At 72.4% G+C, this 12660-nt stretch carries 12 protein-coding genes; 10 read left to right on the forward strand and 2 right to left on the reverse strand.

The features are described 5' to 3' along the window. Positions 1-2: 2 nt before the first annotated feature. From NDW01_RS40660 to NDW01_RS40695, 8 genes are all read left to right on the forward strand, one after another. Positions 3-626, forward strand: a complete 624-nt coding sequence (locus NDW01_RS40660; RefSeq protein WP_252829876.1) for a hypothetical protein — start codon at positions 3-5, stop codon at positions 624-626. A gap of 68 nt (positions 627-694) precedes the next feature. After that, positions 695-1513 (forward strand): TIGR03936 family radical SAM-associated protein, encoded by an 819-nt coding sequence (locus NDW01_RS40665; RefSeq protein ID WP_252829877.1) that lies wholly within the window; start codon positions 695-697, stop codon positions 1511-1513. A gap of 167 nt (positions 1514-1680) precedes the next feature. Beyond that, on the forward strand, positions 1681-4449 hold the full coding sequence (locus NDW01_RS40670) for an Rne/Rng family ribonuclease (protein WP_252829878.1): 2769 nt from the start codon (positions 1681-1683) through the stop codon (positions 4447-4449). Positions 4450-4660: 211 nt separating this feature from the next. Then, on the forward strand, positions 4661-4975 hold the full coding sequence (rplU, locus tag NDW01_RS40675; protein ID WP_252778779.1) for a 50S ribosomal protein L21: 315 nt from the start codon (positions 4661-4663) through the stop codon (positions 4973-4975). 9 nt (positions 4976-4984) lie between these two features. Then, positions 4985-5242, forward strand: coding sequence for a 50S ribosomal protein L27 (gene rpmA, locus NDW01_RS40680; protein WP_252778778.1), 258 nt, complete (start codon positions 4985-4987; stop codon positions 5240-5242). 85 nt (positions 5243-5327) lie between these two features. Further along, positions 5328-6758, forward strand: a complete 1431-nt coding sequence (obgE, locus tag NDW01_RS40685) for a GTPase ObgE (protein ID WP_252829879.1) — start codon at positions 5328-5330, stop codon at positions 6756-6758. An 18-nt stretch (positions 6759-6776) separates the two neighbouring features. Beyond that, positions 6777-7964: a glutamate 5-kinase gene (proB, locus tag NDW01_RS40690; protein WP_406567806.1), complete on the forward strand. Its 1188-nt coding sequence runs from the start codon at positions 6777-6779 to the stop codon at positions 7962-7964. A 26-nt stretch (positions 7965-7990) separates the two neighbouring features. Continuing rightward, complete coding sequence (locus NDW01_RS40695) at positions 7991-9265, forward strand: glutamate-5-semialdehyde dehydrogenase (RefSeq protein ID WP_252829880.1); 1275 nt, start codon at positions 7991-7993, stop codon at positions 9263-9265. Positions 9266-9299: 34 nt separating this feature from the next. Here NDW01_RS40695 and NDW01_RS40700 read toward each other — a convergent pair whose 3' ends face one another. Continuing rightward, complete coding sequence (locus NDW01_RS40700; RefSeq protein WP_252829881.1) at positions 9300-10262, reverse strand: zinc-dependent alcohol dehydrogenase family protein; 963 nt, start codon at positions 10260-10262, stop codon at positions 9300-9302. A gap of 107 nt (positions 10263-10369) precedes the next feature. Here NDW01_RS40700 and NDW01_RS40705 point away from each other — a divergent pair, with 107 nt between their 5' ends. After that, complete coding sequence (locus NDW01_RS40705; RefSeq protein ID WP_252829882.1) at positions 10370-10942, forward strand: TetR/AcrR family transcriptional regulator; 573 nt, start codon at positions 10370-10372, stop codon at positions 10940-10942. Between the two features lie 63 nt (positions 10943-11005). Here the strand turns inward: NDW01_RS40705 and NDW01_RS40710 are convergent, their stop codons facing one another. Then, positions 11006-11959, reverse strand: a complete 954-nt coding sequence (locus tag NDW01_RS40710) for an NAD(P)-dependent alcohol dehydrogenase (RefSeq protein ID WP_252829883.1) — start codon at positions 11957-11959, stop codon at positions 11006-11008. A 102-nt stretch (positions 11960-12061) separates the two neighbouring features. Here NDW01_RS40710 and NDW01_RS40715 point away from each other — a divergent pair, with 102 nt between their 5' ends. Further along, on the forward strand, positions 12062-12655 hold the full coding sequence (locus tag NDW01_RS40715) for a TetR/AcrR family transcriptional regulator (protein WP_252829884.1): 594 nt from the start codon (positions 12062-12064) through the stop codon (positions 12653-12655). The last annotated feature ends 5 nt before the right edge of the window (positions 12656-12660 follow it).

Here is a 12660-nt window from a genome sequence, read left to right on the forward strand (position 1 = left end):
GCGTGAACGAAGCGCCCGGCTGCCTCACCGTCCCCGCGATGATCATCGTCGTCCCGATCCGGCTGCTGTGGGAGCTGGTCGCCCTGATCGGGCGGCTCGTCGGCCGGTACGTCCTGCGGCCGATCGGATGGCTCTTGTACCAGTGCCTCATCCGGCCCGTCGCCTGGCTGCTGCGCGTGCTGGTGATCATCCCGCTGCGCTGGGTGGCGGAGGAGGTCCTGGCGCCGCTGGTCCGGGCGGTGTACCGCCATCTCCTGCGGCCGATCGGGCGGGCGCTGGCCTGGTGCCTGACGATCGTCCTCCTGCCCTTCGCGTACGCCGCGCACTGGATCGGCCGGGGCCTGGCCGCCCTGTGGCGCGCCGCGTGGCCGCTGCTGGCCGCTTTGGGCCGCGGCATCGCCTTTCTCTGGCGGCTCGCCGGAATCGTGCTGTTCCATCTCCTCGTACGGCCCGTGCGGTGGTTCTGGCGCACCTTCCTGCGGCCGGTCCTGCGCGCGCTGGCCTGGGCATGGCGTGTCACCGTGCTGACACCCGCCAGATGGGTGCGCGTCAACGTCCTGAAACCCGCCGGAGCGGCCGTTCGTTCGGTCTTCCGGGCGCTGGGGCTGGATACACGGCGCCCGTGACCCCGTACTCTTAGAGGACAGAGACTTTTGGATTGGCACGAGTAGGAAGGACCGAAACCCTGGCACCCATGCCGGAGGGCCCGGCGCCGGCCCCCGTGACCCAGCGACTGCGCGTGCGGTACGCCAAGCGCGGCAGGATGCGGTTCACCAGCCACCGAGACATCTCCCGGGCCGTGGAACGCGCCGTACGGCGTGCCGGGATCCCGGTGGCATTCAGCGCCGGATTCTCTCCGCACCCGAAGATCTCTTACACGGGTGCGGCGGCAACCGGGGTCGCCAGTGAGGCGGAGTATCTCGAGATCGGGCTCACCGTCCGCCGTGATCCGGAGCAGGTCCGGGCCGCCCTCGACGCAGTACTGCCCGACGGGCTCGACATCGTCGAGGTCGTCGAGGCGGGGGCCGGGGCTCTGGCGGACCGCCTGGAGGCATCACGGTGGCTCGTGCGCCTCGACGGCGTCGTCCCCGACGTCGCCGACGCGGCCGTCCGTGCGTTCACGGCGGCCGAGGAGATCGAGGTCGAGCGCCTCACGAAGAAGGGACGCCGGCGTTTCGACGCTCGCGCCGCGGTAGTCGCGTGCGAGGTCGACCGGCGTGCCACCCAGGACGCGGATGTCGACTGTGCCATACTTCGAATGGTTGTTCGGCACACGACGCCCGCTGTTCGACCGGACGACGTCCTCACCGGCCTTCGCCAGGTGGCCGACCTCGCGCCGCCGTCACCGCCCATGGTGACGCGGCTGGCGCAGGGGCCGCTCGACGAGTCCACCGGTGAGCTCACCGACCCGCTGGCCTCCGACCGGCAGACCGCACCGGCAGGCGATGACGCCGCCGCGAGCGCGGACGCCGTACGAGCAGCGGCGCCGGACGCCGTCGGCGCCCAGTCGTAAACGGATTCCGTGCGTCGCATGGATTCCCGGGGACGATCGGGCGCGCCCCTGATGACTTTGTCGGCACGACCCGCCAGGGCCGTGCCGGCGACAACGACAAACGAAGCGTTCCTGTGCGGCGCACCCTTCGCGGGTCGCGCCCGGGAGCCTGACGGGAGACAGCCCGGATGCTTGACAAGGAGTTCGGTGACGCCACCGGCGGCACCGCGGACAACGGCCCTGAAGCCGGCGAACAGCCCAAGAAGACCACCCGCCCGCGGCGCGCGAGCCGCCCGGCGGGCCCTCCGCCCGAGCCTGAGGAGGACACCACTCCGCGGCCGGTGACCCGGCCCGCGGCTGCGGCGTCCGCAGAGGCGGTCACGTCCGCCGCCCCGCCGGCGGCGGAGAGCGACACGGGGACCGGCGGCGCCCCGGGCGACGCCGCGACGAGCGCGCCGGGAGGGGACGCCCCGAGCGCCAAGGGCGAAGACGCCCCGAGCGCCGCGAGCGCGTCCAAGCCCGCGCGCACCCGCCGGACCCGCAAGACCGCCTCCGCCGCGCCGCAGCCCGCGCCCGAGCCTGCCGCGCAGACCGAGCCGGCCGGGCAGACCACGCCGGGCGCGCCCGAGCCGCTCACGCCGTCCGCGGCGGAGCCGTCGGCCCCGACCGGCGCTGCGACCAGGCCCGCCGGGCCGCCGCCCGCCGTTCCCGAGGCCGCGTTCCAGCCGCCGATGGTCATCTTCCAGCCGCCGCAGCTGCCCGACGAGGAGCAGGCGGCGCCGCGCTCGCGGTCCCGCGCCGAGACGCAGCCGAAGGCCGAGAAGGCCAAGACCGAGGTGAAGGCCGAGACCCCGCCGGCCCCCGAGGAGCCGGAGGACGAGCAGGACGAGGACGAGGACGGCACGGACCGTTCCGGGCGCCGTCGCCGCCGTCGGGGCGGCCGGGGCCGGGGCAAGGCACGTGACGGCCAGGAGGCCGAGGAGACCGGCCAGACCGAGGACGAGTCCGAGGCCGAGGCCGGGTCGAAGCAGGCCGAGGAGGAGCCCGAGCAGGACGCCGCCGACGACGAGCAGGGCGAGGGCGGCGGTACCCGTCGCCGGCGCCGCCGTCGCCGCCGCAGCGTCGGGGCCGACACCGAGGAGATCTCGCCCGACGACCCGCCGAACACCGTCGTCCACGTCCGCGAGCCGCGCGTCGTCGAGGACGAGGTGCAGGCCGTCAAGGGCTCGACCCGGCTGGAGGCCAAGAAGCAGCGCCGCCGGGAGGGCCGGGAGCAGGGCCGCCGCCGCCCGCCGATCGTGACCGAGTCGGAGTTCCTCGCCCGGCGTGAGTCGGTCGAGCGCATCATGGTGATCCGCTCGGAGGGCGAGCGCACGCAGATCGGCGTGCTCGAGGACAAGGTCCTGGTCGAGCACTACGTCGACCGGTCCAGCCACCAGTCCTACATCGGCAACGTCTACCTCGGGAAGGTGCAGAACGTCCTGCCCTCGATGGAGGCGGCGTTCGTCGACATCGGCAAGGGGCGTAACGCCGTCCTGTACGCCGGTGAGGTCAACTGGGACCTCGCGGGCCTGGAGGGCCAGCCGCGCCGCATCGAGTCGGCGCTGAAGTCCGGCCAGTCGGTGCTGGTGCAGGTCACCAAGGACCCCGTCGGGCACAAGGGCGCCCGGCTGACGAGCCAGATCTCGCTGCCCGGCCGCTACCTGGTGTACGTCCCGGACGGCTCGATGACCGGCATCAGCCGCAAGCTGCCCGACAAGGAGCGCTCGCGGCTCAAGCAGATCCTCAAGAAGGTCATGCCCGAGAACGCCGGCGTCATCGTGCGCACCGCGGCGGAGGGCGCGACCGAGGACGAGCTGTCCCGCGACGTCTCCCGCCTGGCCGCCCAGTGGGAGAACATCAAGCGCCAGTCGAAGACCGCCTCCGCGCCGGCGATGCTGTACGGCGAGCCGGACCTGACCATCCGCGTGGTCCGCGACATCTTCAACGAGGACTTCACCAAGCTCGTCGTGCAGGGCGAGGACGCGTGGGACATGGTCGAGGAGTACGTCGGCTACGTCGCCCCGCACCTGGCCGACCGGCTGCAGAAGTGGACCGACGACGAGGACGTCTTCACCTCGTACCGGATCGACGAGCAGATGGCCAAGGCCCTCGACCGCAAGGTCTGGCTGCCCAGCGGCGGCTCGCTGGTGATCGACCGTACCGAGGCGATGACGGTCGTCGACGTCAACACCGGCAAGTTCACCGGGCAGGGCGGCAACCTCGAGGAGACGGTCACCCGCAACAACCTCGAGGCCGCCGAGGAGATCGTGCACCAGCTGCGGCTGCGTGACATCGGCGGCATCATCGTCGTCGACTTCATCGACATGGTGCTCGAGAGCAACCGCGAGCTGGTGCTGCGCCGGATGCTCGAGTGCCTGTCGCGGGACCGTACCAAGCACCAGGTCGCCGAGGTGACCTCGCTCGGGCTCGTCCAGATGACCCGCAAGCGGGTCGGTGGCGGGCTGCTGGAGTCGTTCTCCGAGCCGTGCGACTGCTGCAACGGCCGGGGCATCCACGTCACCCTCTCGCCGGTCGAGCCGAAGGCGGACAAGTCCGCCGCGCCCAGCCGCCGCAAGAAGCGCAAGGGCGAGGTCGAGAAGGCGGTCGAGGACAAGCTCGCGCGCGCCGAGCGCCGCGCGGCCCGCGCGGACGCCAGGGCCGCCGAGGCGGAGAAGGCGGCCGCCGAGCCCGAGGCCGCGACGGCCGCTGCCGGCGAGCCGGCGGAGGCCGTGTCCGGCCCGGTGGAGGGCGACCGGGAGGCCGCCGAGGTTCGTCCCGCCGAGACCGGCGAGACGGCCCCTGCGGCGGCCGAGGAGGCCGGGCACGACACGCTCGACGCCGAGCCCTCGACCAACGGCCGCCGCCGGCGCACGCGCCGGTCCCCGCGGGCGAGGTCCGAGGCCGCCGCGGAGTGAGCCTGCGACGCCCGGTCGTCCGCTCCGGACGGCCGGGCGCCCGCCGGTTCGACCTTCGGCAGGGGAATCCGGTACTCTAGGTATCCGGCGCTTTCCCGCGCCGTTGTTAGCGCGCCTGAGGCCCTCGGTGTTCGGTGGGTGCGGGCAGCAGCTTCCAAACTGAGCTTGTTCGGTTAGTCGTGCCCGAGGCACGCAAAGGAAAGGTTCCGCGGTGTACGCGATCGTCCGTTGCGGCGGCAGGCAGGAGAAGGTGGCCGTCGACGATGTGCTCACCGTCGACAAGGTGGCCGGTGAGGTCGGCTCGACGGTGACGCTCCCGGCCGTGCTCGTCGTTGACGGCGACAACGTCGTCAGCGCGCCCGGCGAGGTGGCCAAGTACGAGGTCACCGCCGAGATCCTTGGTGCGACCAAGGGCCCGAAGATCAACATCATGCACTACCGGAACAAGACCGGGTACAAGCGGCGCATGGGTCACCGTCAGCCGTACACCCAGGTCAAGGTCACCGGTATCAAGGCCGGAAAGTAGGTCGCAGACATGGCACACAAGAAGGGCGCGTCCTCCAGCCGTAACGGCCGCGACTCGAACGCCCAGCGTCTGGGCGTCAAGCGGTTCGGCGGTCAGGTCGTGAACGCCGGCGAGATCATCGTCCGGCAGCGCGGCACGCACTTCCACCCGGGTCCGGGCGTGGGCCGTGGCGGCGACGACACGCTGTTCGCGCTGATCCCCGGTGCGGTGGAGTTCGGCCGCTACCGCGGCCGTCGCGCCGTGAGCATCGTCCCGCCGGCGGAGTAGGTCCGCCGACGCGACAGGTTTCTTCAGGACGAGGGCGGGCCGTTGATCGGCCCGCCCTCGTCGTTTTTTGACGAAGGGTGAGGACATGCCGGACGAGACGCCGCAGCCGACGCCGGTGCGGCGCGGTCACAGTGGGCCGCCGGGAGCGCAGTTCATCGACCGGGTCGTCCTGCACGTCCAGGCCGGCAACGGAGGTCACGGCTGCGCCTCCGTGCACCGGGAGAAGTTCAAGCCGCTCGGCGGGCCCGACGGCGGCAACGGCGGGCGGGGCGGGGACGTCATCCTGGAGGTCGACGCCAACACCGCCAGCCTGCTCGACTACCACCACCGGCCCAGCCGCAAGGCGACCGGGGGCAAGCAGGGCCAGGGGGCGAACAAGAACGGCGCGAACGGCACGGACCTCGTGCTGCCCGTCCCGAACGGCACGGTGGTCAAGACCCGCGACGGCGAGGTGCTGGCCGACCTCGTCGGAGCCGGCACCCGGTTCGTCATCGCCCAGGGCGGCCACGGCGGGCTGGGCAACGCCGCCCTGGCCAGCGCCCGGCGCAAGGCGCCCGGGTTCGCCCTGCTCGGCGAGCCGGGCGAGGAGGCCGACGTCGTACTGGAGCTGAAGACCGTCGCGGACGTCGCGCTGGTCGGGTTCCCGAGCGCGGGCAAGTCGTCGCTGATCGCGGCGCTGTCCGCGGCCAAGCCGAAGATCGCCGACTACCCGTTCACCACGCTCACCCCGAACCTCGGTGTGGTCAGCGCCGGTGAGGTGGTCTACACGGTCGCGGACGTGCCGGGATTGATCGAGGGTGCCAGCCAGGGCAAGGGCCTCGGCCTGCAGTTCCTGCGCCACATCGAGCGGGCCTCCACGCTCGTCCACGTCCTCGACTGCGCCACCCTCGAACCGGGCCGCGACCCGCTGTCGGACTTCGAGGTGATCGAGGCGGAGCTGACCGCGTACGACAGCCTCGGCGACGAGCCGCTGTCGGGCCGCCCGCGTCTGGTCGTGCTCAACAAGGTCGACGTGCCCGACGCGCGCGACCTGGCCGAGCTGGTCCGCCCGGAGTTCGAGAAGCGCGGGCTGAAGGTGTTCGAGGTGTCGGCCGCGACCCACGAGGGCCTGCGCGAGCTGAGCTTCGCGATGGCCGAGATGGTGGCCGCCCACCGCGCCGCGCTGCCGATGGAGGAGCCGACCCGGCTGGTCATCCGGCCCGCGCCCGTCGGCGGCGCCGACTTCGAGGTGCGCGCCCTGCCCGACGGGTCCTACCTCGTGACCGGTGAGAAGCCGGTGCGCTGGCTGCGGCAGACCGACTTCAGCAACGACGAGGCCGTCGGCTACCTCGCCGACCGGCTCGCCCGGCTCGGCGTCGAGGAGCGCCTGGCCGAGGCCGGCGCCGAGCCCGGCGCCACGGTCTACATCGGCTCCGAGGAGGAGTCGATCGTGTTCGACTGGGAGCCCGAGGTGCTGGCCGGTTCCGAGCAGCCTCTCGGCCGCCGCGGCACCGACCTGCGCCTGGAGGGCCGCTGATGAGGACGGAGCGGGGGCGTGGCCGTGCGTGAGGAGGTCGCACGCGCGCGGCGGATCGTCGTCAAGGCGGGGTCGTCCTCGCTGACGACCCCGGACGGGTCGATCGACGCCGCCCGCATCGACGCGCTCGTCGACGTCCTGGCCGGCTGGCGCCGCGACCACGGCCGTACGGGCGGGGCCAGGGGCCGCGACGATGGTCGTACGGGCGGAGTCAGGGGCCGCGAGGTCGTCTTCGTCTCCTCCGGAGCGATCGCCGCCGGGCTCGGCCCGCTGAGCCTGGTCTCCCGGCCGCACGACCTGGCGCTGCAGCAGGCGGCGGCCAGCGTGGGGCAGGGCCTGCTGGTGGCCCGGTACACCGAGTCCTTCGCGCGGTACGGCCTGTGCGTCGGGCAGGTGCTGCTGACCGCCGACGACATGATGCGCCGCTCGCACCACCGCAACGCCCAGCGCACCCTCGAACAGCTCCTCGCCTTCGGCGTCGTGCCGATCGTCAACGAGAACGACACGGTCGCCACCGACGAGATCCGCTTCGGCGACAACGACCGGCTCGCCGCGCTCGTCGCCCATCTCACCCGCGCCGACGCGCTGATCCTGCTGTCCGACGTGGACGCCCTCTACACCGGCGACCCGAGAGAGCCGGGCGCACGGCGAATCCAGGACGTCCGCGAGCCCGCCGACCTGGACGGCGTACGCCTCGGTGGTTCGGGGCGGGTCGGCACCGGCGGCATGGTGACCAAGGTCGAGGCGGCCCGCATCGCGGGCGTCCCGGTCGTCCTGACCAACGCCGACTCGGCCGGGCCCGCGCTCGCCGGCGAGAACGTCGGCACGTACTTCCACCCGGCGGGCGTCCAGCCGTCGACGCGGCGCCTGTGGCTGGCGCACGCGACGACCGGGCAGGGACGGCTGCGCCTGGACCCGGGGGCGGTCGAGGCCGTGGTCCGCCGCCGCAAGTCGCTGCTGCCCGCCGGCCTGACCGGCGTGGAGGGCGACTTCAGCGCGGGCGACCCCGTGGACCTGTGCGACGACGACGGCCGCGTCGTCGCCCGCGGGCTGGTCAACTACGACGCTTCGGAGATCCCGGATCTGATGGGCAGGTCGACGCGCTGGCTGGCGCGGGAGCTCGGCCCGGAGTACGAACGCGAGATCATCCACCGGGACGACCTGGTCGTCCTGGTCGGCGAGCAGGCAGCGACCCGCCGGAACTGAGTCCGGCGCGGCCAGGAGGAGGACAGATGAGCAGTCAGGAGCAGGTTCTCGAGGTGGCGCGGCGCGCCAGGCAGGCCGCCGCCGAGCTGGCCCCGCTGCCGCGCGCCGTCAAGGACGCCGCGCTGAACGCCATCGCGGACGCCCTCGTGGCCGGCTCCGCGCGGATCGTCGAGGCCAACGCCGCCGACGTCGCCCGCGCCCGTGAGGCCGGCACCTCCGAGTACATGATCGACCGGCTGAGCCTGACCGACGAGCGGATCGCCGCGATCGCCGCCGCGGTGCGCCACGTCGCGTCCCTGCCGGACCCGGTGGGGGAGTCCGTCCGCGGCTACACGCTGCCGAACGGCCTGGAGCTGCGGCAGGTCCGCGTCCCGCTCGGCGTGGTCGGCATCATCTACGAGGGCCGCCCGAACGTCACCGTCGACGCCGCCGCGCTCACCCTCAAGAGCGGCAACGCCGTGCTGTTGCGCGGCTCGTCCTCGGCGTACGACTCCAACTCCGCGCTGGTCGAGGTCATGCGGGCGGCGCTGGCCGACGTCGGGGGCGGCGTGCCGGCCGACGCGATCCAGCTCGTGCCCGGACGCGACCGCGACTCCGTCAAGCACCTGATGCGGGCCCGCGGCCTGGTCGACGTGCTGATCCCGCGGGGTGGCGCCTCGCTGATCAACTCGGTCGTCGAGGAGTCGACGGTGCCGGTCATCGAGACGGGCACCGGCAACTGCCACGTGTACGTCGACGCGGCCGCCGACCTGGACATGGCCGTGGACATCCTCGTCAACGCCAAGACGCAGCGCCCGTCGGTGTGCAACGCCGCCGAGACGGTCCTCGTGCACCGCGACATCGCCGAGGCGTTCCTGCCGCGCGCGCTGCGGGCCCTGGGGGAGAAAGGCGTCACCGTGCACGGCGATGCCGCGGTCCGCGCGCACGCGGGCGAGGGCGCGACCGTGGTCGAGGCGACGGAGGAGGACTGGGGCACCGAGTACCTCTCCCTCGACCTCGCCGCCGCCGTCGTCGACTCCCTCGACGACGCCGTCGCGCACATCCGGAGGTACGGCTCGGCGCACACCGAGGCGATCGTGACGACCTCCCAGTCCGCCGCCCGGCGCTTCACGGCGCTCGTCGACTCCGCCGCCGTCATGGTGAACGCCTCGACGCGGTTCACCGACGGCGAGGAGTTCGGGTTCGGCGCGGAGATCGGCATCTCCACCCAGAAGCTCCACGCCCGCGGCCCCATGGGCCTGCCCGAGCTCACCTCGACGAAGTACATCGTCACCGGCGAGGGCCACCTCAAGGGCGCCTGACCGCCACGGTCGACCGGACGGAGCGGGCGGAGGGCTACGGCGTCAGCACGATCCTGCCGAAGACCTCGCCCGCGTCCATCTTCCGGTGCGCCAGCACGGCCTGTTCCAAGGTCAGCAGTTCATGCACCACCGTGCGCAGTTCGCCGCGGCTCGCGGCGGCGAACTGCTCGGTCCGTACGGCACGCCGATCGGCTTCGGTCACCGTGGCGGCGCTGAAGGCGGCGAACGACATCGACTTCTGGAAGTCCGCCATGATCTTGGTGCCGAAGTCCGCCGGCGGCCGGCCTCCGACCGCGCCGACGACCACCATGCGGCCGTTCGGGTTGAGCTTGGCGAAGAAGGAGGGCAGGTCCGGACCGGCGACGACGTCGATGATGACGTCGTAGCCCGCGGGGGCGTCCTCGCCTCCCTCTCCGGAGCGGTCCAGCACGTGGGTCGCGCCGAGTTCGCGCAGACGGGCGCCACGCTCGGGCGACGACGTCGTGACCGCCACCGCGCCGGCACCGCCGCGAGCCGCGAGCTGGACCGTCATGATCCCGATGCTGCCGGCCGCGCCGCGCACCAGCACCGACTCGCCGGGAGCGAAGTGGGCGTGGGAGAGCCCGAAGTGGGCCACCACCCCGGAGCTCCCGAGCGTCACCGCGTCGACGCCGGACAGGTCCCCCGGAAGGGGAAGGATCTCCTCGACCGGGGCGATCGCCTGTTCGATGTAGCCGCCGCCCGTGCCGGTGAACGCCCACACGCGCCGGCCGATCCAGGACGCGTCGACGCCCTCGCCCACCGCGGTCACGGTGCCCGCCACCTCACCTCCGGGGATATGACCCTCCGTGAACCCGTACGCGGCGAGGGCACCGCTTCGGATCACGGTGTCGACGCCGCCGACGCCGATCGCCTCCGTGGTGATCAGAACCTGTCCGCCGGCGGGAGCCGGGGCAGGGAGGTCGATGACCGCCAGGCCTTCGGGACCGCCGAATGCCTGGATCGCGACTGCCTTCAATGTCGTCTCCATGATCTGCGTTCGTTCAGGACCGCTCCGGGCGCCGTGCGCCCGGACGTCGACGGACGCTAACGGACGCCGCCGTCCGGTTGGCTAAAGTGAGACCGATGACCGGCCGTTTGCCTCACTCCCTGCGGTCCGACGCCCTCGACAACCGCGAGCGCATCCTCGACGCGTCCCGCGCGCTGTTCGCCGCGGAAGGTCTCGACGTGTCGATGCGGGAGATCGCCCGGCGCGCGGGGGTCGGCCCCGCCACCCTGTACCGCCGCTTCCCGACCAAGCAGCTGCTGGTCACCGAGGTCTTCACGGACGAGATGCACGCGTGTCACGCCATCGTCGAGGAGGGGCGTGCCGATCCGGATCCGTGGCGCGGCTTCTGCCTCGTGATCGAGCGGCTCTGTGAGCTGCACGCGCGCAACCGGGGCTTCACCGACGCCTTCATGTCGGCCTTCCCCGACGCGATGGACTTCGCCGCGGGCCGGGAACACACGCTGGCCTCGATCGCCGAGCTGGCCCGCCGCGCCAAGGCCACCGGCCGCCTGCGCCCCGACTTCGTCCTGGACGACCTGATCCTCATGCTCATGGCCAACCGGGGCATCCACGCCACGTCGACGGCCACCCAGATCACGGCCTCCCGGCGCTTCGCCGCGCTCATGATCCGGGCGTTCCAGGCCCCGTGAGCGCCCTGCCACGCGCCCCCGGCGAGGTCGACGACGAAGACGAAGACGAACCGAGGCTCCTCGTCAACGCTGCAGGTCGATGACGAGCTTCCCGCGCACGCCGCCGGCCTCGAGCCGTCGGTGAGCCTCTGCGATGCCGGTGATCGGGTAGACGGTATCGACCGCGGGGCGGATGACTCCCGCCTCGGCGGAGGCGGTGAGCTCGGCGATCCGGGTGGAAGAGGGGTTGTTGCTGAAGAGTTTCATCCGCCGGGGTGAGAGGGCGGCCCGCAGTCCTGCGGTGGCCATGGAGGTCAGGATGCGGTCCTGATCGAAGGCGAGGGCGACCATGCGGCCACGCGGGCTGAGCCGGGCCCGGTAGGTCCCGAGGTCGGTACCCACGACGTCGAGGATCACATCGAAGTGGCCGAGATCCTGCGGCCGGGTCGTACGGTAGTCGAGGGCCACGTCGGCGCCGAGTTCGGTGACCCAGGCGAGATTGCGGGCGCCGGCGAGCGCGGTGACGTGGGCCCCGAGCGCTTTGCCCAGTTGCACGGCGATGCTGCCGACGCCCCCTGTCGCGCCGCGGACCAGGAGCCGTTCACCGCTGCCGAGGCCGGCCTTGTCCGTCAGGGCGGTCATGGCGGTGGTGCCCGACACCGGTAGGGCGGCGGCCTCCAGCAGGCGCAGGTTCTTCGGCGCTCGGGCGAGCCGCTGTTCGGGAACGGTGACGTACTCGGCGATGGCGCCGAAAGTGAAGTGCGGCATCAGCCCCCACACTTCCTCTCCCACCCTCCAGGCGTGAACTCCGGAGCCCACGGCCGCGACGCGGCCGGCGAAGTCGCTTCCCACGCCACGAGGGAAGCGGGCCCGGCTGATGCGGCGCAGCTTGCCCGCACGGAAGGCCAGTTCCCCGGCGTCCACGCTCGCGGCGCGGACCTCGACGAGTACCTCTCCCGGCCCCGGCTGAGGCGTGGGCATGTCGTTGACACGGAGCACCTCGGGAGGGCCGAAACGGGTGTATTGGACGGCGCGCATGATCTCTCCCAGTCGTCTCGAGCATAAGTGGGCTGGGGGCCCACTTATGCTTCGCTACTCTAACCGGAGCACCAGCCCGTTTGTCAAAGCCCGGAGGTCGTCATGGCCTACACCACCGAACGACGGCCCCTGCGCGCGGACGCCCAGCGCAACTACGACCGCATCCTCGGTGCGGCCCGGGAGGTCTTCGCATGTCAGGGCGCCGGGGCCTCCCTGAAGGAGATCGCCCGTCGAGCCGGGGTGGGATCGGCGACACTGCACCGGCTCTTCCCCTCTCGCCGAACCCTTCTCGAAGCCGTCTTCCACGACCGCGTCGAGGAGTTGTGCGCCAACGCGGCGCAACGCGCCAAGGAGAGCGAGCCGGGCCCCGCGCTCTTGGCATGGCTGGGTGACCTCACCGCCTACGCGGCCGGCAGCCGTGGCTTGGCCGCCTCGCTGCTTCACGACGGGCGGGACGCCGACCTGCTGGATCAGAACGAAGGCTGCCAGGCAATGATCACTGCTGCGGCGCGCGAACTCCTGCAGCGAGCACAACAAGCGGGCGCCGTCCGTCCCGGCGTTCGCGCCGAGGACCTTCTCGCGCTGGTCAACGCCATTTCCCTGGCCGCCGAGCACCACGATGACGACGCGCAGGCGGGCCGGCTGCTGAACATCGCGATCGAGGGCATCAGCCTCCAGCCCGCCGAGAACGCATAGGGAAC

The organism is Actinoallomurus soli, from assembly GCF_024055715.1.
GTDB classification, from domain to species: Bacteria; Actinomycetota; Actinomycetes; order Streptosporangiales; family Streptosporangiaceae; genus Actinoallomurus; species Actinoallomurus soli.